This window comes from Acidovorax sp. Root568, from assembly GCF_001427445.1.
GTDB lineage: Bacteria > Pseudomonadota > Gammaproteobacteria > Burkholderiales > Burkholderiaceae_C > Acidovorax > Acidovorax delafieldii.
In genome coordinates this window covers 125,696-149,064 of the sequence record NZ_LMGP01000002.1, presented here as the reverse complement: position 1 = coordinate 149,064, position 23,369 = coordinate 125,696, and the positions used below count along the sequence as shown (strand labels likewise).

At 65.8% G+C, this 23,369-nt stretch carries 21 protein-coding genes; 12 read left to right on the top strand and 9 right to left on the bottom strand.

Annotated elements, in window-relative coordinates:
• Positions 1–10: 10 nt before the first annotated feature.
• On the bottom strand, positions 11–1,669 hold the full coding sequence (locus tag ASD75_RS04020) for a CTP synthase (RefSeq protein WP_056743420.1): 1,659 nt from the start codon (positions 1,667–1,669) through the stop codon (positions 11–13).
• Between the two features lie 91 nt (positions 1,670–1,760).
• On the opposite strand from ASD75_RS04020, the gene coaBC reads away from it, so the two are divergent.
• The 4 genes from coaBC (at position 1,761) to ASD75_RS04000 (ending at position 4,665) form a co-directional block, all read left to right on the top strand.
• Positions 1,761–2,984: a bifunctional phosphopantothenoylcysteine decarboxylase/phosphopantothenate--cysteine ligase CoaBC gene (gene coaBC / locus ASD75_RS04015; protein WP_056743418.1), complete on the top strand. Its 1,224-nt coding sequence runs from the start codon at positions 1,761–1,763 to the stop codon at positions 2,982–2,984.
• A gap of 24 nt (positions 2,985–3,008) precedes the next feature.
• Entirely contained in the window at positions 3,009–3,509 is a 501-nt protein-coding gene (locus ASD75_RS24010; RefSeq protein WP_235511534.1) for a hypothetical protein, read from the top strand.
• Complete coding sequence (gene dut, locus ASD75_RS04005) at positions 3,506–3,952, top strand: dUTP diphosphatase (protein WP_015013334.1); 447 nt, start codon at positions 3,506–3,508, stop codon at positions 3,950–3,952. Before ASD75_RS24010 ends, dut begins: the two co-directional genes overlap by 4 nt.
• 212 nt (positions 3,953–4,164) lie before the next feature.
• Positions 4,165–4,665, top strand: coding sequence for a glycine zipper 2TM domain-containing protein (locus ASD75_RS04000; RefSeq protein WP_056061711.1), 501 nt, complete (start codon positions 4,165–4,167; stop codon positions 4,663–4,665).
• A 70-nt stretch (positions 4,666–4,735) separates the two neighbouring features.
• Here ASD75_RS04000 and ASD75_RS03995 read toward each other — a convergent pair whose 3' ends face one another.
• On the bottom strand, positions 4,736–5,260 hold the full coding sequence (locus ASD75_RS03995; RefSeq protein ID WP_056061714.1) for a peptidylprolyl isomerase: 525 nt from the start codon (positions 5,258–5,260) through the stop codon (positions 4,736–4,738).
• A 54-nt stretch (positions 5,261–5,314) separates the two neighbouring features.
• Here ASD75_RS03995 and ASD75_RS03990 point away from each other — a divergent pair, with 54 nt between their 5' ends.
• The 3 genes from ASD75_RS03990 to ASD75_RS03980 all read left to right on the top strand — a co-directional run bounded on the left by ASD75_RS03990 (position 5,315) and on the right by ASD75_RS03980 (position 7,507).
• On the top strand, positions 5,315–6,439 hold the full coding sequence (locus ASD75_RS03990; RefSeq protein WP_056743416.1) for a cupin domain-containing protein: 1,125 nt from the start codon (positions 5,315–5,317) through the stop codon (positions 6,437–6,439).
• A 19-nt stretch (positions 6,440–6,458) separates the two neighbouring features.
• Entirely contained in the window at positions 6,459–6,980 is a 522-nt protein-coding gene (locus ASD75_RS03985; RefSeq protein WP_056743414.1) for a hypothetical protein, read from the top strand.
• A 251-nt stretch (positions 6,981–7,231) separates the two neighbouring features.
• Entirely contained in the window at positions 7,232–7,507 is a 276-nt protein-coding gene (locus tag ASD75_RS03980; RefSeq protein WP_082522412.1) for a hypothetical protein, read from the top strand.
• A 123-nt stretch (positions 7,508–7,630) separates the two neighbouring features.
• On the opposite strand, the gene ASD75_RS03975 is transcribed toward ASD75_RS03980, so the two are convergent.
• The 6 genes from ASD75_RS03975 to ASD75_RS03955 form a co-directional block, all read right to left on the bottom strand.
• On the bottom strand, positions 7,631–8,413 hold the full coding sequence (locus tag ASD75_RS03975) for an MBL fold metallo-hydrolase (protein ID WP_056743409.1): 783 nt from the start codon (positions 8,411–8,413) through the stop codon (positions 7,631–7,633).
• A gap of 106 nt (positions 8,414–8,519) precedes the next feature.
• Positions 8,520–9,617 (bottom strand): outer membrane protein assembly factor BamC, encoded by a 1,098-nt coding sequence (bamC, locus tag ASD75_RS03970; RefSeq protein ID WP_082564884.1) that lies wholly within the window; start codon positions 9,615–9,617, stop codon positions 8,520–8,522.
• 47 nt (positions 9,618–9,664) lie between these two features.
• Positions 9,665–10,561 carry a 4-hydroxy-tetrahydrodipicolinate synthase gene (gene dapA / locus ASD75_RS03965; RefSeq protein WP_056743408.1) on the bottom strand — a complete coding sequence of 299 codons (897 nt, stop codon included), beginning with the start codon at positions 10,559–10,561 and terminating at the stop codon, positions 9,665–9,667.
• Positions 10,562–10,591: 30 nt separating this feature from the next.
• On the bottom strand, positions 10,592–11,146 hold the full coding sequence (locus ASD75_RS03960; RefSeq protein ID WP_056743407.1) for a bifunctional 2-polyprenyl-6-hydroxyphenol methylase/3-demethylubiquinol 3-O-methyltransferase UbiG: 555 nt from the start codon (positions 11,144–11,146) through the stop codon (positions 10,592–10,594).
• A gap of 81 nt (positions 11,147–11,227) precedes the next feature.
• Complete coding sequence (locus ASD75_RS23890; protein ID WP_165836555.1) at positions 11,228–11,383, bottom strand: hypothetical protein; 156 nt, start codon at positions 11,381–11,383, stop codon at positions 11,228–11,230.
• 19 nt (positions 11,384–11,402) lie between these two features.
• On the bottom strand, positions 11,403–12,620 hold the full coding sequence (locus ASD75_RS03955) for an MFS transporter (RefSeq protein WP_056743406.1): 1,218 nt from the start codon (positions 12,618–12,620) through the stop codon (positions 11,403–11,405).
• A 158-nt stretch (positions 12,621–12,778) separates the two neighbouring features.
• On the opposite strand from ASD75_RS03955, the gene ASD75_RS03950 reads away from it, so the two are divergent.
• From ASD75_RS03950 to ASD75_RS03935, 4 genes are all read left to right on the top strand, one after another.
• Positions 12,779–14,761, top strand: coding sequence for a DNA topoisomerase IV subunit B (locus tag ASD75_RS03950; RefSeq protein ID WP_056061737.1), 1,983 nt, complete (start codon positions 12,779–12,781; stop codon positions 14,759–14,761).
• Positions 14,762–14,786: 25 nt separating this feature from the next.
• Positions 14,787–15,635 (top strand): lytic transglycosylase domain-containing protein, encoded by an 849-nt coding sequence (locus tag ASD75_RS03945; RefSeq protein WP_056743404.1) that lies wholly within the window; start codon positions 14,787–14,789, stop codon positions 15,633–15,635.
• Entirely contained in the window at positions 15,632–17,989 is a 2,358-nt protein-coding gene (parC, locus tag ASD75_RS03940) for a DNA topoisomerase IV subunit A (protein ID WP_056743402.1), read from the top strand. Before ASD75_RS03945 ends, parC begins: the two co-directional genes overlap by 4 nt.
• Before the next feature lie 293 nt (positions 17,990–18,282).
• Complete coding sequence (locus tag ASD75_RS03935; protein ID WP_056743400.1) at positions 18,283–20,073, top strand: methyl-accepting chemotaxis protein; 1,791 nt, start codon at positions 18,283–18,285, stop codon at positions 20,071–20,073.
• Positions 20,074–20,192: 119 nt separating this feature from the next.
• Here ASD75_RS03935 and ASD75_RS03930 read toward each other — a convergent pair whose 3' ends face one another.
• Complete coding sequence (locus ASD75_RS03930; RefSeq protein WP_056743398.1) at positions 20,193–20,651, bottom strand: RidA family protein; 459 nt, start codon at positions 20,649–20,651, stop codon at positions 20,193–20,195.
• Between the two features lie 136 nt (positions 20,652–20,787).
• Between ASD75_RS03930 and ASD75_RS03925 the strand changes: the two genes are divergently transcribed.
• Positions 20,788–23,355 (top strand): DNA internalization-related competence protein ComEC/Rec2, encoded by a 2,568-nt coding sequence (locus tag ASD75_RS03925; protein ID WP_082564883.1) that lies wholly within the window; start codon positions 20,788–20,790, stop codon positions 23,353–23,355.
• Positions 23,356–23,369 lie beyond the last annotated feature (14 nt).

The following is a 23,369-nucleotide window of genomic DNA, read 5'->3' as shown; positions in this document are numbered from 1 at the left end:
TGAGGTCCCCTTAGGCTTTTTTCGCGGCTTGCTGGTGTTCCACGGCCGCCTTGATGAAGGCATTGAACAGCGGGTGGCCGTTCCAGGGCGTGGACTTGAACTCGGGGTGGAACTGCACGCCGATGAACCAGGGGTGCACGGTTTGTGGCAGCTCCACGATTTCGGTGAGTTCTTCACGCTGGGTCAGCGCCGAGATCACCAGGCCCGCCTTGCGCAACTGGTCCAGGTAGTTCACGTTGGCTTCGTAGCGGTGGCGGTGGCGCTCGGTCACCACATCGCCGTAGATGCTGTGGGCCAGTGTGTCCTTGGCCACGTCCGAGCTTTGCGCGCCCAGGCGCATGGTGCCGCCCAGATCGGAGTTTTCGTCGCGTTTCTTGATGGTGCCGTCCGCGTCCTTCCACTCGGTGATCAGGGCGATCACGGGGTGGGGCGTGGTGGGGTCGAACTCGGTGCTGTTGGCGTGGGCCAGGCCTGCCACGTGGCGCGCGTATTCGATGGTGGCCACCTGCATCCCCAGGCAGATGCCCAGGTAGGGCACCTTGCGCTCGCGGGCAAACTGGGCCGTGGCGATCTTGCCTTCCACACCACGCTGGCCGAAGCCGCCGGGCACCAGAATGGCGTCGTATTTGGCGAGCTTGGCGGCTGCATCGGCGCTGTCGATGGTCTCGGAATCGACATGGTCGATCTTCACGCGCACATGGTTGCGCATGCCGGCGTGGCGCAGGGCTTCGTTGACCGACTTGTAGCTGTCCGACAGGTCCACATACTTGCCCACCATGGCGATGGTGACTTCGCCCTGGGGGTGTTCGGTCTCATGCACCAGATCGTCCCAGCGCTTGAGGCTGGTGGGCGGGGTGTTCAGGCGCAGCTTGTCGCAGATCAGGCCATCGAGGCCCTGCTCGTGCAGCATGCGCGGCACCTTGTAGATGGTGTCCACGTCCCACATGCTGATCACGCCCCATTCGGGCACGTTGGTGAACAGCGAGATCTTGGCGCGCTCTTCCTCAGGAATGCGGCGGTCGGCGCGGCACAGCAGAGCGTCGGCCTGGATACCGATCTCGCGCAGCTTCTGCACCGTGTGCTGGGTGGGCTTGGTCTTGAGCTCGCCCGCTGCCGCGATCCAGGGCAGATAGGTCAGGTGCACGAAGGCCGCGTTGTTGGGCCCCATGCGCAGGCTCATCTGGCGCACGGCTTCCAGGAACGGCAGCGATTCGATGTCGCCCACGGTGCCGCCGATTTCGACGATGGCCACATCCACGGCATCGGGCGTGCCAATGCCGGCGCCGCGCTTGATGAATTCCTGGATTTCGTTGGTGACATGGGGAATGACCTGCACGGTCTTGCCCAAGTAGTCGCCACGGCGTTCCTTCTCCAGCACGGACTGATAAATCTTGCCCGTCGTGAAGTTATTGGTTTTCTTCATGCGCGTTTCGATGAAACGCTCATAGTGGCCCAGATCCAGGTCGGTTTCTGCGCCGTCATCGGTCACGAACACCTCGCCGTGCTGGAACGGCGACATGGTGCCCGGGTCTACGTTGATGTAGGGGTCAAGCTTGATGAGGGTGACTTTGAGTCCCCGCGATTCGAGGATCGCGGCAAGGGAGGCTGAGGCGATTCCCTTACCGAGGGAAGACACCACACCGCCGGTGACGAAGACAAATTTGGTCATGTCTTTTTTGGTGGTGGGAAATTGGGATTATAGATGGCACCCCGGCGACACCCCCGGGGGCAGGGTCACCCCCGTCTGCTAAATTCGCGCCATGAATGAGCTTGCTGGCAAACACATTGTTCTGGGTCTGAGTGGGGGCGTGGCTTGCTACAAGGCAGCCGATCTGTGCCGCCAGCTCATCAAGGAGGGCGCCACCGTGCAGGTGGTGATGACCGAGGCGGCAGAGCAGTTCATCACCCCGGTCACCATGCAGGCGCTGTCTGGCCGCACGGTGTACGGCTCGCAATGGGATGCGCGCGAGCCCAACAACATGCCCCACATCAACCTTAGCCGCGAGGCGGATGCCATCCTGATCGCGCCTTGCAGCGCGGACTTCATTGCGCGCCTGGTGCAGGGCAGGGCGGACGAGTTGCTCAGCCTGCTGTGCCTGGCGCGTCCCGCCCAGCGCGTGCCTCTGTTGCTGGCCCCTGCGATGAACCGCGAAATGTGGGCGCACCCGGCCACGCAGCGCAATCTGGCCCAGGTGGCGCAGGACGGTGCAGTGGTGCTGGGCGTGGGCAATGGTGACCAGGCCTGTGGCGAGACGGGTGACGGCCGCATGCTGGAGCCGCTGGAGCTGCTGGACGAGCTGATCGCTTTTTTCGCGCCCAAGACCCTTGTGGGCCGGTCGGTACTCGTCACGGCGGGGCCCACGTTTGAAGCCATTGACCCGGTGCGTGGCATCACCAACCTGTCGAGCGGAAAGATGGGCTTTGCCGTGGCCCGGGCGGCGCGTGAGGCGGGTGCCGATGTCACCCTGGTCGCAGGGCCGGTGCATGTGCCCACGCCACGCGGCGTGCGGCGTGTCAATGTGCAGTCCGCCCAGGAGATGCTGGCGGCCGTGGAGCGGCATGTCCAGGCCGCCTCGGTGTTTGTTGCCACGGCCGCCGTGGCCGACTGGCGCCCTGCCCACCAGTCCGACCAAAAGATCAAGAAAGACGGCTCGGGCCAGTCCCCGTCGCTGGAGTTCGTCGAGAACCCCGACATTCTGGCCACCTTAGCCCGGTCGCCGCATGCGCTGGAAGGGGATCTTTTCTGCGTGGGTTTTGCCGCCGAAAGCCATGACCTGCTGGCCCATGCCACAGCCAAAAGGACGCGCAAGGGCGTCCCCTTGCTGGTGGGCAATATTGGCCCCGCTACCTTTGGGCAGGACGACAACGCCCTGCTGCTGGTGGACGCGCAGGGCCACCGCGAGTTACCCCGCGCGTCCAAGCGTGTGCTGGCGCAGCAGCTTATCGCTGAGATCGCCGCGCGTTTGCCACCTTTGCGTTCTTGACGACCACCACCGTGGGGAGGTGTGATGACAACTGGTGCCACCAAGCCTGATTGGGACACGCCACCCGATGGCGACTTTGCGGCTTATGTGGAACGGCTGACAGCCCAGGCGCCTTTGCAAAAGGCCCGAGCGGCACAGGCAAGTGCAGCCGCTACCAACGGTGCCGTTCAGTCATCCAAGGCCAGTGCGCCAGCGACTTCCCTGCCTCAGGTCCTGCCGCCCGATGTGCTGCAGCTGATGCAGCCGCTGGCGGGCGTACTGCGCATGGTGCGATCGGTGTTGCTGGTAATGATGGTGTTGCATGGCATTGCGCTGTTCCTGCTTGGTCAGGGCTCGCTGCCAGGCTTGGTGGTCATGGGCGCGGTGTGGTGGGGACTGGGTTGGCTGATGCAATCGGCCGCGCAGGCTGGGGGCGCGCAGGCCCCGGGTGGGCGTGCAGGGATGGAGTCGTTGCAAGATCGCCTGCGACAAATGGCGGAGCAGCGCAGTGGCACAGGAATAGGAACAGGAAAGAAGAAACCGTGAAGATAGATGTGAAGATTCTCGATCCGCGCATGGCGGACCAATTGCCCACATACGCCACACCCGGTAGCGCTGGGCTGGACCTGCGTGCCTGCCTGGATGCGCCGCTGACCCTGCAGCCCAACGCCTGGCAACTGGTGCCTACGGGTATTGCGATCTACCTGCAAGACCCGGGCTATGCCGCACTGATCTTGCCGCGCTCGGGCTTGGGGCACAAACATGGCATCGTGCTCGGCAATCTGGTGGGGTTGATCGACAGTGACTACCAAGGGCAGCTCATGGTGAGCGCATGGAACCGCAGCAATGTGGCGTTTACGCTGGAGCCCATGGAGCGGCTGGCCCAATTGGTGATTGTTCCGGTGGTGCAGGCCCAGTTCAACGTCGTCACCGAGTTTGCGGCCACGCAGCGGGGTGAGGGGGGCTACGGATCCACAGGCAAGTCCTGAGGTGGACCGCTCGGGGCTCCGAGCGCGTGATGGGTGAGTGGCCGGGTTGTAAGACGCCGCTTACGTTTCGATGGGTCTGTTACCGACATGGCGATGGCCCCTTGTCTACGCCGCGGCATCCTCAGGCGTTGTTCCAATCGGTACATGGGCATTGAGCTCTGGGTCGTCGGAGATTTTTCAGTGCCTGCCCCAACAACTTCTGGAGATTGAACATGCAATTCACCCGTCCCCTCGCCCTTGTGGGCACCGTGGTTCTGGCTGCTTCGCTGGCTGCTTGCGGCCACAGCCGCCCGGCACCTGCTCCGCAATACTCCGGCGGTTATTCGAGTGGCTACCAGACGGCTCCTGCCTATCCGCAGAATCAGGCAGGCACCGAATATGGTCGCGTGTCCAACATCGAGGTCCTGCAGGGCCGCAGCCAAGGCCAGACCACCGGCACTGGTGCCGTTCTGGGCGCGGTGGTGGGCGGCGTTCTGGGCAACCAGGTGGGTAAGGGCACGGGTCGTGCTGCAGCCACCGCTGTAGGCGTGTTGGGTGGCGCGGTGGCTGGCAACGCCATCGAGGGGCGCAACAACCAGGAATATGTGCAGGGATACCGGTTGTCCGTGCAGCTGGACCAGGGGGGGTATCGCGTGTATGACGTGAGCAGCCCGGGTGACCTGCGCATCGGTGATCGCGTGCGTTTGTACAACGGTCAGATTTCGCGCATGTGACCTGACGCACTGCCCTCACAAGCGGGCGCTCCGAGTTTCCTCGGGGCGCCCGTTGTGCTTTTGGTAGGACTTAGTGCAGCAACGAGCTGCCTGGCGCCTGGGGCTGGACGCGGAAGAAGCCGGTTCCGGCCGTGCCACGTCCGATTTCTTCTTCGGTGGCTTCGCGCACGGCCTGCACCGTCAGTTGCAGGCGCAGTGCGATGCCCGCCAGCGGGTGATTGCCGTCGAGCACGATATGCTCGGGATAGATCTCGGCCACGGTGTAGAGGGCCGTGCGGGGGGCGTCGGGGTTGCAGCCCTCGGGCAGGGCCATGCCGTCAAACGTCATCCCTTCTTCGATCTCGGCGGGGAAGAGGGCGCGGGGTTCCAGAAACAGCAATTGGTCATTGAAGTCACCGAAAGCGTCCTCGGGTTCGAGGTGCAGTGCAAGCGTGGCACCCGGGCCGTGGCCTTGCAGGGCCTCTTCGATACGGGGCAGGAGATCATCACCGCCCACCAGAAACTCCACGGGTTCGTCGAGTACGTCGAGTTCTTCGCCCAGGGTGTCTTTCAGGGTCCAGGTCAGTGCGACCACACATTGTTGGGTAATTTCCATAGGAGAATTGTCGCAGTTTGACCAACGGCCCCGCAAAAGGGCAACACTTTCCCCATGGACATTCAGCAACCCTTGGCCCTGCTCGGCGGCCTCACTCCCGCCCAATTCATGCGCCGCCACTGGCAGAAGAAGCCCTTGCTGGTGCGCCAAGCCATCCCGCAGTTTGCGCCGCCGGTGCTGCGGGCCGAGCTGTTTGCGCTGGCCGGGCAGGAGGGTGTGGAGTCCCGCCTGGTGCAACAGATCAAAGGCGCCTGGAAGCTGCGCCACGGGCCCTTCAACCGCCGTGCGCTACCTGCGTTGCAGCGGCCCGACTGGACACTGCTCGTACAGGGCGTCGATCTGCACAACGACGCGGTGCATGCGCTGATGCAGCAGTTCCGTTTTGTGCCCGAGGCGCGGCTGGATGATCTCATGATCAGCTACGCCAGCAACGGCGGTGGCGTAGGGCCCCATTTCGACAGTTATGACGTCTTTTTGCTGCAGGCGCACGGTAAGCGGCGCTGGCGCATCGGGCGCCAAAAGGATCTGTCGCTGCGCGACGGCATTCCCTTGAAGGTGCTGGCCCAGTTCGAGCCTGAGGAGGAGTTTGTGCTGGAGCCGGGTGACATGCTGTACCTGCCCCCGCGTTATGCCCACGACGGGATTGCCGAAGGCGAGTGCATGACCTACTCCATCGGTTTTCGCGCACCGGCCCGCGCCGAGCTGGCGCAAGAGCTGCTGGTGCGTCTGGCGGAAGATGCCGGGGAGGATGACCACCCGTTGCTGTACCGTGATGCGGGACAGGACGCGGTGGCGCAGCCGGCGCATATTCCTTCCGGGCTGCAGGACTTTGCGCGTGAGGCGCTGTCGCGCGCGCTGGCTCAGCCCCTGGTGTTGGAACGCGCGCTGGGCGAGTACCTGACCGAGCCTAAGCCCAGCGTGTGGTTTGAGCCTGGTGACCCCAAGGTGATGCTGGAAGGGGTGCGGCTGGACCGTAAGAGCCGCATGATGTACGACACACAGCACATCTTCATCAATGGCGAAAGCTACCGCGCAGCGGGGCGCGACGCCACACTGATGCGGCGCCTGGCCGATGAGCGCCAACTGTCGGCACGCGATCTGGCACGGGCCAGCGACGACGCGCTGGAGCTGCTTTCGTCGTGGTGCGATGCGGGCTGGGCCCATGCCTGGGCCGGCTGAGACTGACCAGGAGCCAGTGATGAACGACACAGCAACCCCCTCCGCCGAGCCTTTGCGTGACTTGCCCAGTGGGCGATTCAGCGGGCGTGAGGCGTTTCGGCAACTGGTGCGCGACGCCATTGCAACGGCGGCGCGGGACGGCTGGCAAGAGATTTTCATCAGCGATGCCCACTTTCATGACTGGCCCTTGGGCGAGCGTGCTGTGGTCGAGTGCTTGCAGGACTGGGCCCGCAGCGGCAGGCGCTTCACCATGCTGGCCTGCAGCTACGACGACGTGATCCGCCGCCATGCCCGCTTTGTGCGCTGGCGCGGTACCTGGGACCACATCATCACCTGCCGTCGCAGCCCGGCCGCCGACCCGCTGGACCTGCCCAGCGCGCTGTGGTCGCCGCAATGGGTGCTGCACCGGCTCGATCCTGAGCGCTGCGTGGGGGTAACCGGCAGCGAGGCCGATCGCCGGGTGCTACTGCACGAGACACTCAACGAATGGGTGCGCAGCAAGAGCGCACCCGGCTTTCCCTCCACCACACTGGGTCTGTAGCCTTTGCCCCACTTTGGGGAGCGCCCGTTGGCATGGCGCCACGCGGCAGTCGCGCCCGGGGGGATACTGCGCAAAGTCAAGCTGGCGTAAAGCTTTCGTCAGTGTTAGTCAGTATTGACTAAATACCAATATAATCTGCGGCTGTGCCCAAAAAGGTGCAACCAAGTGCATTGTGCCAATGCGTGCATGGGCTCAGGAAGCCTGACGCCGTGGCTTTTCAAGATTCTGTCTGTCCAAATAGGAAAATCGAAATGAAGAACTCTCTCGTTCTGGCCGCCCTGATCGCTGCTGCTGCACTCGCCGCTTGTGGCAAGAAGGAAGAACCCGCTCCAGCACCCGCTCCTGTGGAAGCTCCTGCCGCAGCACCTGCTCCCGCCGCCGAGCCAGCAGCACCTGCCGCTTCCGACGCTGCTGCTCCTGCCGCCGCTGCACCTGCTGCTGACGCTTCTGCTCCTGCCGCTGACGCTGCCAAGGCTGCTGCTGACGCTGCTGCCACCGCCGCTACCGGCGCTTCCGCAGCCAAGTAAATTGCTGCAGGCTCTGGGCTGACCCCAAGGTCGGCCTGTGCCACGGCCCCGCACCGCAAGGTCCGGGGCTTTTTTTATGCCCTTCGCCAGGGTGAGACATTTATGGACGCCCGGTCCGGGCCATCAAGGGTTGACGTCGAGCCAATCAGTGCCTTCGGTGGAGCTGGCGACCTGGATCTCCTCGTCCGCCCAACCCAGCGCGGCGGCGAGCGATTGGCGGGCGAGTGCGGGGAGGTTGTTTTGCGCACTCAGGTGCGCTGCCACTACGCACCGCAGGCTGTCGTGCTGCACCGCACGCAAGATCTCCGCCGTCGCCGGGTTGGCCAGGTGGCCGTACAGCCCGCCTACGCGGCGTTTCAGGAAGGGCGGGTAGCGGGACGCGGCCAGCATGTCGGGGTCGTGATTGGCCTCGATCAACAGGGCGTGGCATCCCTGCAGCTGCTGCAGCACATGGGGGCTGGCGTGGCCCAGGTCGGTCAGCACGCCCAGGTGTGCGGCGCCGTCGGAGCACCGCAGCTGCAGCGGCTCCCGGGCATCGTGGGGCACGGTGAAGGGGCGGGCTTCGAACGCGCCCATGTCAATCGCTTCCATGTCGTGCGCCACCCGCAGCAAGCCGTCCAAGTCTGGCGCACCGAGGGCCGCGTATGTGCCCTCGCTCATACACACGGGAATGCGAAAACGCAGCGCCACGGTCTGGGCACAGCCGATGTGGTCCGAGTGTTCGTGGGTGATGAAGAGAGCGTCCAGGTCTTCCACCTGCAACTGCGCTTGCGCCAGACGGGCTTGCAGCTGCCGGATGCCGAGCCCGCAGTCGATCAGGAGGCGGCGAACCTGGCTGCCACTGCGGCCTTCGACGACCGTGGCATTGCCGGTGCTGCCGCTGCCCAGGTTCTTGAATCGAAGCATGGCGGAGCGAGAGGGTGGGTTTGTGGCGGCTCAAAAAACCAGAGCCACCGTCCACCAGAAGGCGGAGGGGGCTCCAGAGGTGTGGGTGGCGGCCTGCGGCCGGCTTTTATTTCAGATCGTCAGCAATCACGCGCACGATGCGCTCGGCGTTGGCCGAGGACTCGGGGGCACCAGCCTCATTGAGCACCGACACGGTGGTCGACTCACCCTGGCTGCGCACCACAATGCGGTACTTGAGCGGAGGTGTTGCGGAGGTGGAGCTGAACAGCTTGCTGAAGAAGCCAGGCTCTTTCTTCACGGTGTCTGGAGCCACGTAGCGCACGAAGTACGTGCCCTCATTGCGGTTGCGGTCTTCCACGGTGAAGCCGGTGCGGTCCAGGGCCAGGCCCACCCGGCGCCAGGACCGGTCAAAGCCCTCGTCCAGCTGGACCACCGGCATATTGTTGACCGTGGCCATGCGGGCGGCCTGGGCACGCGCCGCGGGTGCTGCGGCCACTGCCTTGGATTGCTCCTGGCTGACGCCCAGCTTGACCATCAGGCGGCGCAGGAATTCGGTTTCGAGTTCCGGGTCGGACGGGCGGGGCTGCCAGACGGTGCTGTCCTTGGTGACGTTGCCATAGACCTCGACCATCCCGCGGTGGGTGATGTAGATCTCGGTACTGCCATTGGCATTGCGTTCCAGCCGGGTGCGGAACTTGTCCCGTTCGCCGGTCGAGTACAGGGACTCCATCAGCTTGCCGATGGTGGATCGGATGAAATCCTGGGGCAGTTTGGCGCGGTTCTCTGCCCAGTCGGTTTCCATGATGCCAACGTTGGTCTCGGACTGGGCCAGCGTGAAGCCGCTTTCCAGCCAGAAGTCGCGCACGGGCTCCCACAGCTTGTCGGCGGGGCGGTTGACCACCAGCCAGCGCTGGCTGCCGTCTCGTTCGATCCGCACGTCGCCCAGCGACAGGGCCGCCGCATTGGCGTTGCCCGACGGCTGCGCTGCCTGGCCTGCCTGCATGGCAGCGGCAGACACCGAGCCACCTGGCATGGCGTAGCGCGAGTCGCGTGACAGCTGGGTGAGGTCCGGGGGGACTTCCAGTGACGAGCCCTTGGCGGCGCTCTTGTAGTCGATCTTGTCGCCCTCCAAAATGCTGGTGGAGCAGGCGGACAGGGCCATGACAAGAGCCAGCAGGCTCAGGCGGGTGGTAGCAGCTTTCACGCGGAAATCCTTGGGAAGTGTCTCTGAGAGCGGGCGCAAAGCCCGGATTAGATCAGGCCGCTGGTGCGCAGTGCCGACTCGACCACAGCCTCGTTGCCGCTGGCCAGGGGCGTCATGGGCAGGCGCATGGTGCCACCACACAGGCCCATGCGGGACATGGCCCACTTGACCGGGATGGGGTTGGCTTCGACAAACAGGTGCTTGTGCACCGGCATCAGCTGAAACTGGATCTGCATGGCGCGTTGCACGTTGCCGGCCAGTGCCGCCACGCACAGCTCGTGCATCAGGCGCGGGGCCACGTTGGCCGTCACGCTGATGTTGCCGTGGCCGCCACACAGCATCAGGGCGACGGCGGTCGGGTCGTCGCCCGAGTACACGCCAAAGCCCTTGGGCACGTCACGGATGAGCCACTGGGCACGCTCGATGTTGCCGGTGGCTTCCTTGATGCCGATCACGCCGGGCACCTGGGCCAGGCGCAGGACGGTGTCGTGCTGCATATCGGCCACCGAGCGGCCGGGCACGTTGTACAGCACGATGGGCAGGTCGCCCGTGGCTTCTGCAATCGCCTTGAAGTGCTGGTACTGGCCCTCTTGGGTGGGCTTGTTGTAGTAGGGCACGACCTGCAGCTGGCTGTCGGCACCCACGCCGCGCGCGAACTTGGCCAGCTCAATGGCTTCGGCGGTGGAGTTGGCGCCGCAGCCGGCCATGATGGGCACGCGCTTGGCGGACTGTTCCACGGCCACGCGGATGATTTCGCAGTGTTCTTCCACGTTCACCGTGGGGGACTCGCCCGTGGTGCCCACCACGCCGATGCAATCGGTGCCTTCGGCGATGTGCCAGTCGATCAGTTTGCGCAAGGTGGGGTAGTCCACGCTACCGTCCTCGTGCATGGGAGTGACGAGGGCGACGATGCTGCCGGTGAGTGGCACGGAAGAAGAAGTCATGTCCGCAGTGGTAAACGGTAAAAGGGCATTCTAACTAGCCCCGGTAGACAAAAGATGTCGTGAGGGTCCACCCGCCTGCGGGAGTTCCCGTACGGCCGTGATGCGTTGCACGAAACGCGCTGGTTCGTCGATGAAGCCGTCCTCATAAGCCACCACGCGCAGGTCCTGGCATGCCTGCAGCAGTTCGCCGTGCGCGAGCAGGAACTCCGCCCGCGCCGGGCGCCCTACTGTTTCGTTGCCCTGGGCAAAGGTTTCGTAGACCAGCACCCCGCCCGGCGCCACGCTGGCCACGATGGTGGACAACAAGGGGCGCCACAGGTAGTTGGTGACGATCACGCCACCAAACTGGCGGCCTGCAAAAGGCCAGGGGCCGTTTTCGATGTCAGCCTGCACCAGCTCGCCCAGCCCTTCGCAGGCGGCCAGCGCCTCGGCGGACCGGTCCACGCCGACCACCGTGTGCCCCAGTTCCCGCAGATGGCGCAGGTGGCGCCCTGCGCCGCAGGCGACGTCCAGCACGGTGCTGTGGGGGGCGATCAGGTGGCTCCAGCGCCGCACCCATTCCGAAGGGACTTCTGTACCGTGCATGAAACTATAAAAATGATAGCTACCTGCGCATGATTCACTAGCGCTTGCGGCCAAAACCGCTTGAAAATCCCGCCAAGGGTGTCAAAAACACGCCCACATCTGGTCGGCCAGCAGCACCATGAATTCGGGCACGGTGTACAAACCAAACACCACCAGGCACAGCAGCACGGCCACGGCACCGCCCAGCCAGCGCAGGGCACGCGGCGCGGGTTTGCGGGGCGGGGTGGTGTCGCTCATGCGGGGGGGGGCAAACGGGTCAGGCGGGTTGGGGGCTGTTGCGCGCGATCGGGCTTTCCTTGACTGGCAGGTTCACCAGTCCGGCAAAAATGCCCAGGCCGATCGCGATGTACCACACGATATCGTAGCTGCCGGTGGCGTCATACAGATAGCCGCCCAGCCAGACGCCCAGGAAGCTGCCGATCTGGTGGCTGAAGAACACAAAGCCGCCCAGCATCGACAAATGCTGCACGCCGAAGATCTGCGCGATGGTGGCATTGGTGGGGGGCACGGTGGATAGCCACAGCGCGCCCATCACTGCCGAGAACACGTACACCGACAGCGGCGACAGCGGCACCAGCAAGAAGATGCTGATTGCCACCGCGCGGGCGAAGTAAATGAAGGCAAGGATGTGGCGCTTGGGCATGCGCTGGCCCAGCGTGCCCGCGATGTAGGTGCCGAACACGTTGAACAGCCCGATCAGCGCCAGCGCATAGCTGGCCACCTGGGGCGACAGGCCATGGTCCTTGAGGTAGCTGGGCATGTGCACGCCAATGAACACCACCTGAAAGCCGCACACAAAGTAACCGGCCATCAGCAGGTTGAAGCTGGGGTAGCGGAAGGCCTCGCCCAGCGCCTGCGCAATGGTCTGCTCGCGCATGACCGGGGCCGCACCCTTGAAGCCCGGCTCCCGCAGGCCAAAGGCCAGCGGCACGATCAGCAGCACCGCCATCGACAGCACCAGCAAGGCCTGCTGCCAGCCCAGGCCTGCAATCAGCCAGCCTTCGACCGGCACCATCAGGAACTGCCCGAACGAACCCGCCGCCGCTGCCACGCCCATGGCCCATGAGCGTTTTTCGGGCGCAATCTGCCGCCCCAGCACACCATAGATCACCGCATAGGTGGTGCCCGCCTGCGCCGCGCCAATCAGCACACCGGCCGTCAGCGCAAACAGCGTGGGCGTGGGCGACAGCGCCATGCCCGCCAGGCCCAGGGCATACAGGGCTGCACCGCCGAGCAGCACGCGGAAGGCCCCAAACCGGTCGGCCGCCATGCCCGCAAAAATCCCGATCACGCCCCAGGACAGGTTCTGGATGGCGATGGCCAGGGCGAACGACTGGCGCGTCCAGCCCATTTCCTGGGTGATGGGCAGAAGCCACAGCCCGAACCCGTGGCGGGTGCCCATGGACAGGGTCACGATGGCCGCGCCGCACGCCAGCACCTGGAACATGGATAGTTTGGGAGGATTCATATGCATGCGCAGGAATGTAGCCAGATTGGGCGAAACGCGCTGATACACCCGCGACCAATACAGTTGGCGGTGGGGGCGGCAGAAAATGCAGCGCTTGGCGCAGCGGTTTGAAGGGCTGGTTATTTATCCAGCTATTGCTGCGGTGCCGCACTACAATCCGCCCCATGGCAGCCAAACCCTCTTCTGTTTCCGCGAGCGAATACTCCGAAGGCTCAATCCGCGTGCTCAAGGGCCTGGAGCCCGTCAAGCAGCGCCCGGGCATGTACACCCGCACCGACAACCCCCTGCACATCATCCAGGAGGTGCTGGACAACGCCGCCGACGAGGCCCTCGCCGGCCACGGCAAGAAGATCCGCGTCACGCTGCACGCCGATGGCTCGGTCAGTGTGGAGGACGACGGCCGGGGCATCCCGTTTGGCCTGCACCCGGAAGAAAACGCGCCGGTGATCGAGCTGGTCTTCACCCGCCTGCATGCGGGTGGCAAGTTCGACAAAGGCAAGGGCGGTGCCTACAGCTTCTCGGGCGGCCTGCACGGCGTGGGCGTGTCGGTCACCAACGCCCTGGCCACCCGGCTGGAGGCCACCAGCTACCGCGAAGGCAAGGCGGCGCGCCTGGTGTTCTCCGCTGGCGACGTGATCGAGCCTTTGGTCGCCCGCCCGCTGGAGGCGGGCGAGCGCAAGCAGGGCACCTCGGTGCGCGTGTGGCCCGACGCCAAGTATTTCGAATCCAGTGCCCTGCCCATGGGCGAGCTGACCCATCTGCTGCGCAGCAAGGCCGTGCTCATGCCCGGCGTGACGGTGCAACTGGTCAACGAAAAAACCCGCGACACGCAGACCTGGCAGTACAAGGGCGGCCTGCGGGACTACCTGATGCAGACGCTCACCGGCGACCCGGTCATCCCGCTGTTTGAAGGCGAGGGTTTTGCCGACAGCGGCAACGAGAGCTTTGCCGAGGGCGAAGGGGCGGCCTGGGCGGTGGCCTTTACCGAAGACGGCCAGCCCATGCGCGAGAGCTATGTCAACCTGATCCCCACCAGCGCGGGTGGCACCCACGAAAGTGGCCTGCGCGACGGCCTGTTCAACGCGGTCAAGAGCTTTATCGAGCTGCACAGCCTGTTGCCCAAGGGCGTGAAGCTGCTGCCCGAGGACGTGTTTGCGCGCGCCAGCTATGTGCTCTCGGCCAAGGTGCTCGACCCGCAGTTCCAGGGCCAGATCAAGGAGCGCCTGAACTCGCGCGACGCCGTGCGCCTGGTCAGCGGCTTCGTACGCCCGGCGTTGGAGCTGTGGTTGAACCAGCACGTTGATTACGGCAAGAAGCTGGCCGAGCTGGCCATCAAGGCCGCGCAGACGCGCCAGAAGGCCGGACAGAAGGTTGAAAAACGCAAGGGCTCGGGCGTGGCTGTGCTGCCGGGCAAGCTCACCGACTGCGAAAGCCGCGACATCGCCCACAACGAGGTCTTCCTGGTGGAGGGCGATTCGGCCGGTGGCAGCGCCAAGATGGGCCGCGACAAGGAAAGCCAGGCCATCCTGCCGCTGCGCGGCAAGGTGCTCAACACCTGGGAGGTGGAGCGCGACCGCCTGTTTGCCAACAACGAAATCCACGACATCTCGGTAGCGATTGGCGTGGACCCGCATGGCCCCAACGACACGCCGGACCTGAGCGGTCTGCGCTACGGCAAGATCTGCATCCTGTCTGATGCCGACGTGGACGGCTCGCACATCCAGGTGCTGCTGCTCACGCTGTTCTTCCGCCACTTCCCCAAGCTCATCGAGACCGGCCATATCTACGTGGCGCGCCCACCGCTGTTTCGCGTGGATGTGCCTGCGCGCGGCAAGAAGCCTGCGGCCAAGATGTATGCGCTGGACGATGGGGAGCTGACGGCCATCCTCGACAAATGCGCCAAGGATGGTGTGGCACGCGAGAAGTGCCAGATCAGCCGCTTCAAGGGCCTGGGCGAAATGAACGCCGAGCAGCTGTGGGAAACCACCCTCAATCCCGACACCCGCCGCCTGCTGCCCGTGCAGCTGGGGGATGTGGACTTTGCCGCCACCGAAGGCCTCATCACCAAGCTCATGGGCAAGGGCGAGGCCGCCGCGCGCCGCGAGCTCATGGAGCTGCATGGCGACGCGGTGGAGATCGATATCTGACCGAGGGCTGTCCGACAGGTCTGCCATGAGGAATCCAAACAAGAATGGCGTCATGCGCTGGTACTTATTGGGTTGTTTGCTCTGTTTTTTGCAGCAAACGGCCCACGCAGACCTGTGGGCGCATGTGGATGAGCGCGGCGTGACGCACTTTGCATCCGAGCAGGTCGATGCGCGCTACCAGCTGTTTTTTCGGGGCAACGACTTCGACTCCACGCGGGATGCACCGGCCAACGCATCGCCTATGCCCTATGCGCTGCCCGCAGCGGGTGCGCGCCTGCTGGCGTTTTTTGACATTGCGCCCGACTACAAGCGCGTCGAGCACCACCTGCGCGCTGCGTCCAGCCAACATGGTGTGGACTACGAGCTGCTGCAGGCCGTGATCGCCACCGAATCCGGCTTTGACGCCGCCGCCGTGTCGCCCAAAGGCGCCGTGGGCCTGATGCAGGTCATGCCCGCCACGGCAAGCCGTTTTGGTGTGAATGCGGACAAGAAGCGCTCGGTCGAGCAAAAGCTCGCCGACCCCGCCGTGAACGTGCCCACCGGCACCCGTTACCTGCGCTACCTGCTGGACCTGTTCCCTGGCCGCATGGACCTGGCCGTGGCCGCCTACAACGCCGGCGAAGGCGCGGTGCAAAAGGCGGGCAACCAGATACCGGCCTTCAGGGAAACCCAGAACTACGTGCGCACCGTGCTGGGCCTGTATGCCCAGCTCAAGCCCCCGGCGCCGGTGCTGGCCCAGCGTGCGCTGCCCGGTCGCGTGCGCATGGAGCTGTCGGGCGGCGCGCAGAACCGGGGCAACCTGCCGCCCACCCGCGTGGCGCAGACACCCACCGCTCCCCAGAACGTGAATCCAGAAACTGTACCCAACGAATGAGCGACCAACCCACTCTCGATTTCACCACCGCAGGCGATGACGGGGGCGACTCCCTGGGCCTGGCGGGCTATGCCCAGCGTGCCTACCTGGAGTACGCACTGTCGGTCGTCAAGGGCCGCGCGCTGCCCGACGTGTGCGACGGCCTCAAGCCCGTGCAGCGGCGCATTCTGTATTCGATGGACCGCATGGGCCTGGGCTACAGCGGCCCCACGCGCAACACGGCCGCCAAGCCGGTCAAGAGCGCCCGCGTGGTGGGCGATGTGCTGGGCCGCTTCCACCCGCACGGTGACCAGTCGGCCTACGATGCGCTGGTGCGCATGGCGCAGGACTTTGCCCAGCGCTACCCGCTGATCGACGGCCAGGGCAACTTCGGCAGCCGCGACGGCGACGGCGCTGCGGCCATGCGCTACACCGAGGCCCGCCTGTCGCGCATCACCAGCCTGCTGCTGGATGAGATCGACGAAGGCACGGTCGATTTCATGCCCAACTACGACGGCAGCACGGAGGAGCCGCGCCAGTTGCCTGCGCGCTTGCCGTTCGCGTTGCTCAACGGCGCCAGCGGCATTGCCGTAGGCCTGGCCACCGAAATCCCCAGCCACAACCTGCGCGAGATTGCAGATGCCTGCATTGCGCTCATCAAGACGCCCTCGCTGAGCCAGGAAGACCTGCTCGCTCTGGTGCCCGGCCCGGACTACCCCGGCGGCGGCCAGATCATCAGCAGCGCGGGCGACATTGCCGATGCCTACCGCACCGGCCGTGGCAGCCTCAAGGTGCGCGCGCGCTGGAAGATCGAAGACATGGCGCGTGGCCAGTGGCAGCTGGTGGTGAACGAGTTGCCGCCCGGCGTGAGCACGCAAAAGGTGCTCGAAGAGATCGAGGAAATCACCAACCCCAAGGTCAAGGCCGGCAAAAAGGCGCTCTCGCAAGACCAGACCCAGCTCAAGGCCAGCATGCTGGCGGTGCTGGATGTGGTGCGCGACGAATCGAGCAAAGACGCGCCCGTGCGCCTGGTGTTCGAGCCCAAGACGGGCAAGACCCCGCAGCAGGAGCTGATCACCGCCCTGTTGGCTCACACCAGCCTGGAAACCTCGGCCCCCATCAACCTCACCATGGTGGGGCTCGATGGCAAGCCCGTGCAGAAGTCGCTGCGTGTGATGCTGGAAGAGTGGATTGCCTTCCGCCAGACCACCATCACCCGCCGAAGCCAGCACCGGCTGGACAAGGTGCTGGACCGCATCCACATCCTCGAAGGGCGGCAGACCGTGCTGCTCAACATCGACGAGGTGATCGCGATCATCCGTGCGGCCGAGGAGCCCAAGGCCGCGCTCATCGCGCGCTTCAACCTCAGCGACCGGCAGGCCGAGGACATCCTCGAAATCCGCCTGCGCCAGCTCGCACGGCTCGAAGCCATCAAGATCGAACAAGAGCTGAAAGAACTGCGCGAAAGCCAGGGCAAGCTCGAAGACATCCTGAACAACCTCGGCTCGCTGCGCCGCACCATGGTCAAGGAGATCGAGGCGGACGCCAAGACCTTTGCCGACGCACGCCGCACCCTCATCCAGGCCGAGAAAAAGGCCGTGGCCGAGGTGAAGGTGGTGGACGAGCCTGTGACCGTGGTCGTCTCGCAAAAAGGCTGGGTGCGCGCCCGCACCGGCCATGGCCATGAGGCCGCCAGCTTTGCCTTCAAGGCAGGTGATGGGCTGTACGGCACGTTTGAGTGCCGCACGGTGGATACCCTGCTGGCCTTTGGCAGCAACGGCCGCGTTTACTCGGTGGCCGTGTCGCTGCTGCCCGGTGCGCGTGGCGACGGCCAGCCGGTGACCACGCTCATCGAGCTGGAATCGGGCACGCAACTGCTGCACTACTTTGCGGGGCCAGCCAACGCCACGCTGCTGTTGTCCAACTCGGGCGGCTACGGCTTTCTGGCGGCGGTGGAAAACATGGTCTCGCGCCAAAAGGGCGGCAAGGCCTTCCTCACCCTGGGCGAGGGCGAAACCGTGTGTGTGCCGTCGCACGCTGCGGGCACCACGGGCAGCAAACCGGTGCTGCCGGCCACGCACGTGGCCTGCGCGTCCACGGGCGGGCGCATCCTGACCTTCGAGATTACCGAGCTGAAAACCATGGCCAATGGCGGCCGGGGGCTGATGCTGATCGACCTGGAAGACAAGGACCAGCTCGCAGGCGCGGCGGCCTACACGCGCAGCATTCGCCTCGATGGCGTGGGCCGGGGCGGCAAGCAGCGTGATGAGACGCTGGAGATCCGCAGCCTGAACAACGCCCGTGCCGCGCGCGGCCGCAAGGGCAAGGCAGCAGACCTGGGCTTCAGGCCCCAGGCAGTGACGCGCGTCGAGTAAGGACAGCTCACACGACGCCTCCGGCGTTGTTGCCGCGTCCTGCAGCCACACCCGTACTGCAGCATTGCCTGCGGCGCAGCGCTCGGCCGGGGCCGTATCGCTGCGTTTTTTTGCCGCTTCAATCGTCGCCGCTGCCAGTGGAGCGGGGTGCTCGAAACGGGTTTGCCGCACCCGGTGCCTTTGGCGGCACCTCCGATCGTGCTTGGGGATGACCCTCATGCGGCCGCTCCTGGTTTGTGCAATTGTCGGAAAGCGAGCAACATCTCGTGACAAGCACACTCCAGGAGACCTCCATGCCTAAACAATTGAGGATGGCCCACAAGCTGTGGCTGGCTGTGATTCTGATCGTGGTCATGCTGGTCGCCGTGGTGGGGTTTGCGGCCTACCGCTCGGCAAAAGTGCAAGCCCAGGCCGATGCAGTGAGCAAGGACATGGAGGCGCGGGTGCAGGCTGCACTGCGCTGGTCGGGGTTGACCGAAACCAATGCAGCGCGCACCCAGGCGCTGATCGTGAGCAACGACCCAGCGGTGGAAGCCGAGTTCAAGGACGTCATTGCGGCCACGTCGGCCCAGATCAGCGAGGTGCAAAAGTCGCTCGAATCCATGGCCTTGTCCGACGCCGACAAGGCCCAGATGAACAAGATTGCGGCCGCCCGCAAGACCATGATCGATCTGCGTGGCGAGGCCCGCAAGCTCAAGAGTGACGGTCAGCAAGATCAGGCCGTGACGCTGATCAACCAGAAGTACAACCCCTCCGTGGCGGCCTACCTCGCTGCTCTGCGCGAGTTTGTGGCCCAACTGCAGAAGAACGCCGCAGAGACGCAGGTGGCGATGGCGGCCGAACGCATGCTCACCGTCAAGATCGCCGCGGTGGCCGTGGGCTTGCTGCTGCTGGCCATCATCGTGGGGGCGTATTACCTGATTGGCAGCATCCAGCGGCCCTTGGCCCAGGCCAATGGACTGGCCGAGCGCATTGCGGGTGGCGACCTGAGCCTGCAGGAGGCTGTCACGCGCAGCGACGAATTTGGCGATCTGTTGCGCTCGCTCTATGCCATGAGCAACGCGCTGGGGCGCATGGTGCACCAGGTGCGCCAAAGCACGGACAGCATTGCCATCGCCAGCGCAGAGATCGCGACCGGCAACCAGGACCTGTCGGCCCGCACCGAGCAGACCTCCAGCAACCTGCAGGAGACCGCTGCCGCGATGGAAGAGTTCACCAGCACCATCCAGCAAAGCGCGGGCAGCGCCCAGCAGGCCAGCAGCCTGGCAGCGGGTGCCACCGGCGTGGCGCGCCGTGGCGGCGAGGTGGTGACCCAGGTGGTGGCCACCATGGAGGACATCAACCACAGCAGCAAGAAGATCGCAGACATCATTGGCGTGATCGACGGCATTGCGTTCCAGACCAACATCCTGGCGCTCAATGCGGCGGTGGAGGCCGCGCGGGCCGGCGAGCAAGGCCGTGGCTTTGCCGTGGTGGCCAGTGAGGTGCGCAGCCTGGCCCAGCGCAGTGCCGAGGCGGCCAAGGAGATCAAGCAGCTCATCAGCGCGTCGGTGGAGAAGGTGGAGACCGGCTCGCGCCTGGTGTCCGATGCGGGCACGACCATGACCGACATCGTGCAGTCGGTGCAGCGCGTGACCGACATGATCGGCGAGATCACCGCCGCATCGTCCGAGCAGAGCGCGGGGGTGTCGCAGGTCAACAAGGCGATCAGCAACCTCGACCAGATGACCCAGCAGAACGCCGCCCTGGTGGAAGAAAGCGCTGCGGCAGCACAAAGCCTGCGTGAGCAGGCCGATCACCTGGCGCGCGAGGTATCCATGTTCAAGGTCAACGCCGCCAGCTACGGGCCTGCGCAGGCCGCCATTGGGGTCGCGCGCGGCGCGGCCAAGGCGACAACCACCATGCCAGCCACCCGCCACAAGCCCGCAGCGCCCGCCACTGCGGGCGGTGCCCCTGCAGCCCGCATCAGCACTGCGAGTGCCCCGGCGGCACTGGCGAAATCGCCTGCATCATCGCCAGGCGTGAAGCAAGGTGCCAAGCACGGTGCTACGGCCGGGGCGGAAGAGGACTGGGAATCTTTCTGACACGCTCAGGTGGGTGCCCCCGGCTGCCGCAGGCCCAGGCGGCGGGCTCCTGCGCTGCACGGGCAACAAAAAACCCATGGCAGTGATGCCATGGGTTTTTTGCTGGGGCGCGCGGTCTGTCAGGCCAGTTCGGCGATCAGTTCAATCTCCACGCACGCGCCCATGGGGATCTGAGCCACGCCGAAGGCGCTGCGGGCGTGCACGCCCTTCTCGCCAAACACCTGGCCCAGCAGTTCGCTGGCGCCATTGGTCACCAGGTGCTGCTCGGTGAAGTCGCCCGTGGAGTTCACCAGGCTCATGACCTTGACGATGCGTTTGACACGGCTCAGGTCGCCGCCGCAGGCTGCCTGCAGCGTGCCCATCAGGTCGATGGCCACAGCACGCGCAGCCTGCTTGCCTTCTTCGGTACCGATGTCGCGGCCGAACTGTGCAGCCCAGGGCTTGCCGTCCTTGCGAGCGATGTGGCCGCTCAGGAACACCAGGTTGCCCGTCTGCACATAGGGCACGTAGGCGGCGGCAGGCACCGACACGGGGGGCAGGGTGATGTTGAGTTCTTTCAGCTTGTCGTAAACGCTCATGGTGGTCCTCGTTAGGAAGTGTGGGTGGATAGACGAGAGCGGTCTGGTGCGCAGGCCGCCGAGCGCGGTAAGTGTTACACAGCACCCCACCCTCGCGCCGACGTGGCAGGCCCTGGCGGCGCATTAGCATCAGCGCATGTCCGCCATAAGCGCCTCTAATGCCACGCCGCTGTCCGCCACAGACCGGGGTGTGGAGGGGCCATTGCCCCCGCGTCCGTGGCTGCTGCCCGCTGTGTTGCTGGGCGTGGTGGCCGGGGCTGTGCTGCAGCTGCAGCAGCCCGCGCTGTGGTCTGCTGCGGCCTATGGCTGGATGCTGGCGGCTGGCCTGCTGCTGGGCGGTGGTGCGGTGGCGGCTGCGCGGCGGCGCCCAGGGCTTCGCTGGGCTCGCAGTGCCATCGCCATGGCGCCCTGGCTGATGTTGCTGGCGGGGGCACTGGCCATGGCGGGAGGCACCGGCCTGCGGGCCGTGGCCTACCAGGCGCAGGCATTGCCGGCAGCGTTGGAGGGCAAGGACCTGCGCATCACCGGCGTGGTGGCCGCCATGCCGCAGATCAACGAGGCGGGCACCCGCTGGCGCATGGTGGTGGAGGGAGCGACGCTGCAAGGCGCGCCGGTGTCTTTGCCGCCCCTGGTGGATGTGGCCTGGTATGGCGGCGCTTTCGGCGGTGCGGGCGAGGTGCTGGACCTGCAGCGCCAGCCCGCCCCGGTGCGTGCGGGCGAGCGGTGGCAGATCACCGTGCGCCTGAAGGCGCCCCATGGCCTGCGCAACCCGCATGGCTTTGACTACGAACTGTGGATGTGGGAGCAGGGCCTGCAGGCCACGGGCTACGTGCGCGCGGGCCCCAAGGATGAGCCGCCGGTGCGTGTGGCCGCCACCTGGCAGTACCCGGTGGAGCAGCTGCGCCAGCGCGTACGGGACGCCATCCTGGAGCGCCTGGTATTCGGGCAGGATGGCTCGGGCAATGACATCGCCGACCCCACCCGCACGCGCACGGCGGGCGTGGTGGCGGCGCTGGTCACCGGCGACCAGCGTGCCATTGACCGTGCAGACTGGGATGTGTTCCGTGCCACCGGGGTGGCCCACCTCATGAGCATTTCGGGTCTCCACATCACGCTGTTCGCCTGGCTGGCGGCGCTGGTGGTGCGGGCGTTGTGGCGGCGCTCTCCCCGGTTGAGCCTGGCGGTGCCTGCGCAATCCGCCGCACTGGTGTCGGGTGTGCTGCTGGCCACGGCCTACGCCCTGTTCAGCGGCTGGGGCGTGCCCGCGCAGCGCACGGTGACCATGCTGGCCATCGTGGGGCTGCTGCAGCTGAGCGGGCGCCGCTGGCCCTGGCCCCAGGTGTGGCTGCTGGCCTGTGGGGCCGTGGTGGTGCTGGACCCCTGGGCGCTGGCACAGGCAGGTTTCTGGCTGAGCTTTGTGGCAGTGGGCGTTCTGTTTGCTACTAATCCAATAGCTACAGGGGCAAGTAGCACTAGCGCTACAGGCCATTTTTATGCATTGGTGCGCGAGCAGTGGGTGGTCACGCTGGCGCTCACGCCCCTGGGCTTGCTGCTGTTTGGCCAGGTGTCGCTGGTGGGTTTCGTCGCCAACCTGGTGGCCATCCCCTGGGTGACGCTGGTGGTCACGCCGCTGGCGCTGGGGGGCGTGTTGTGGGCGCCGCTGTGGAGTGCGGCGGCCCTCAGCCTGCAGCCGTTCACCGCGTTGCTGCAGTGGCTGGCGCAGTGGCCCTGGGCCGCTGTGTTTTTGCCTGCCGCGCCGCTGTGGGCGGGTGTGGCGGCGGTGGCAGGGGGCGCGCTCTTGGCCATGCGCCTGCCCTGGCGCCTGCGTTTGCTGGCGTTGCCCCTGCTGCTGCCGGTGTTGTGGTGGCAGCCGGAGCGGCCGGTCGCGGGGCAGTTGGAGCTGCTGGCCGCCGACATCGGCCAGGGGAATGCCGTGCTGGTGCGCACGGCCACGCACACCCTGCTGTATGACGCAGGGCCGCGCTTCAGCCGCGAGAGCGATGCGGGCCACCGCGTGCTGGTGCCGCTGCTGCGGGCGCTGGGGGAGCAGGTGGATGTGCTCATGCTCAGCCACCGCGATGCCGACCACACGGGCGGTGCAGCGGCCGTGCTGGCCCAGCAGCCGGGCGCTGAACTGACAGGCTCCATCGAAGCCGAGCATGCCCTGCAGCGCTTGCGCCCCAGCAGGCCCTGCCTGGCAGGCCAGCGCTGGGAGTGGGATGGCGTGGCTTTCGAGGTGCTGCATCCGCTGCCCGGTGACGACGCCCCTGTGGCGGCCAAGGCCCCGCGTCCCAATGCACTCAGCTGCGTGCTGCGCATCACGGCCGCCGGGCCCGAGGGCGGGACGGCCCTGCTGGTGGGCGACATCGAGGCACCGCAGGAGCAAGCCTTGCTGGCGCGCAGCGCGCCCTTGCGGGCCGACCTGTTGCTGGTGCCGCACCACGGCAGCAAGACCTCGTCGTCGGCGGCTTTTCTGGAAGCTGTCCAGCCGCGCACCGCTTTGGTGCAGGCTGGTTATCGCAACCGCTTCGGTCATCCGGCGCCGGATGTGCTGCAGCGCTACCGTGCGCGCCAGATTGCGGTGGTGGAATCGTCGCGCTGCGGGGCCGCCCGCTGGTCCTCGTCGCAGCCTGGGCAGGTGGCCTGCGAACGCGACACCGGCGAGCGCTACTGGCAGCACCGCATGGTGCCACGGGACGACTGATTCGGGGCCGATGG

What these genes read in the sequence shown, in the direction of transcription:
- ASD75_RS03960 (WP_056743407.1), bottom strand. Translation starts at nt 11,146, where the DNA reads ATGCACGGTACAGAAGTCCCTTCGGAATGGGTGCGGCGCTGGAGCCAC.
- ASD75_RS23890 (WP_165836555.1), bottom strand. Translation starts at nt 11,383, where the DNA reads ATGAGCGACACCACCCCGCCCCGCAAACCCGCGCCGCGTGCCCTGCGC.
- ASD75_RS04020 (WP_056743420.1), bottom strand. Translation starts at nt 1,669, where the DNA reads ATGACCAAATTTGTCTTCGTCACCGGCGGTGTGGTGTCTTCCCTCGGT.
- dapA (WP_056743408.1), bottom strand. Translation starts at nt 10,561, where the DNA reads ATGACTTCTTCTTCCGTGCCACTCACCGGCAGCATCGTCGCCCTCGTC.
- ASD75_RS03925 (WP_082564883.1), top strand. Translation starts at nt 20,788, where the DNA reads ATGTCCGCCATAAGCGCCTCTAATGCCACGCCGCTGTCCGCCACAGAC.
- ASD75_RS03930 (WP_056743398.1), bottom strand. Translation starts at nt 20,651, where the DNA reads ATGAGCGTTTACGACAAGCTGAAAGAACTCAACATCACCCTGCCCCCC.
- ASD75_RS03985 (WP_056743414.1), top strand. Translation starts at nt 6,459, where the DNA reads ATGAACGACACAGCAACCCCCTCCGCCGAGCCTTTGCGTGACTTGCCC.
- coaBC (WP_056743418.1), top strand. Translation starts at nt 1,761, where the DNA reads ATGAATGAGCTTGCTGGCAAACACATTGTTCTGGGTCTGAGTGGGGGC.
- ASD75_RS03995 (WP_056061714.1), bottom strand. Translation starts at nt 5,260, where the DNA reads ATGGAAATTACCCAACAATGTGTGGTCGCACTGACCTGGACCCTGAAA.
- ASD75_RS03980 (WP_082522412.1), top strand. Translation starts at nt 7,232, where the DNA reads ATGAAGAACTCTCTCGTTCTGGCCGCCCTGATCGCTGCTGCTGCACTC.
- ASD75_RS03950 (WP_056061737.1), top strand. Translation starts at nt 12,779, where the DNA reads ATGGCAGCCAAACCCTCTTCTGTTTCCGCGAGCGAATACTCCGAAGGC.
- ASD75_RS24010 (WP_235511534.1), top strand. Translation starts at nt 3,009, where the DNA reads ATGACAACTGGTGCCACCAAGCCTGATTGGGACACGCCACCCGATGGC.
- ASD75_RS03945 (WP_056743404.1), top strand. Translation starts at nt 14,787, where the DNA reads ATGAGGAATCCAAACAAGAATGGCGTCATGCGCTGGTACTTATTGGGT.
- ASD75_RS04000 (WP_056061711.1), top strand. Translation starts at nt 4,165, where the DNA reads ATGCAATTCACCCGTCCCCTCGCCCTTGTGGGCACCGTGGTTCTGGCT.
- ASD75_RS03975 (WP_056743409.1), bottom strand. Translation starts at nt 8,413, where the DNA reads ATGCTTCGATTCAAGAACCTGGGCAGCGGCAGCACCGGCAATGCCACG.
- ASD75_RS03990 (WP_056743416.1), top strand. Translation starts at nt 5,315, where the DNA reads ATGGACATTCAGCAACCCTTGGCCCTGCTCGGCGGCCTCACTCCCGCC.
- parC (WP_056743402.1), top strand. Translation starts at nt 15,632, where the DNA reads ATGAGCGACCAACCCACTCTCGATTTCACCACCGCAGGCGATGACGGG.
- ASD75_RS03935 (WP_056743400.1), top strand. Translation starts at nt 18,283, where the DNA reads ATGCCTAAACAATTGAGGATGGCCCACAAGCTGTGGCTGGCTGTGATT.
- ASD75_RS03955 (WP_056743406.1), bottom strand. Translation starts at nt 12,620, where the DNA reads ATGCATATGAATCCTCCCAAACTATCCATGTTCCAGGTGCTGGCGTGC.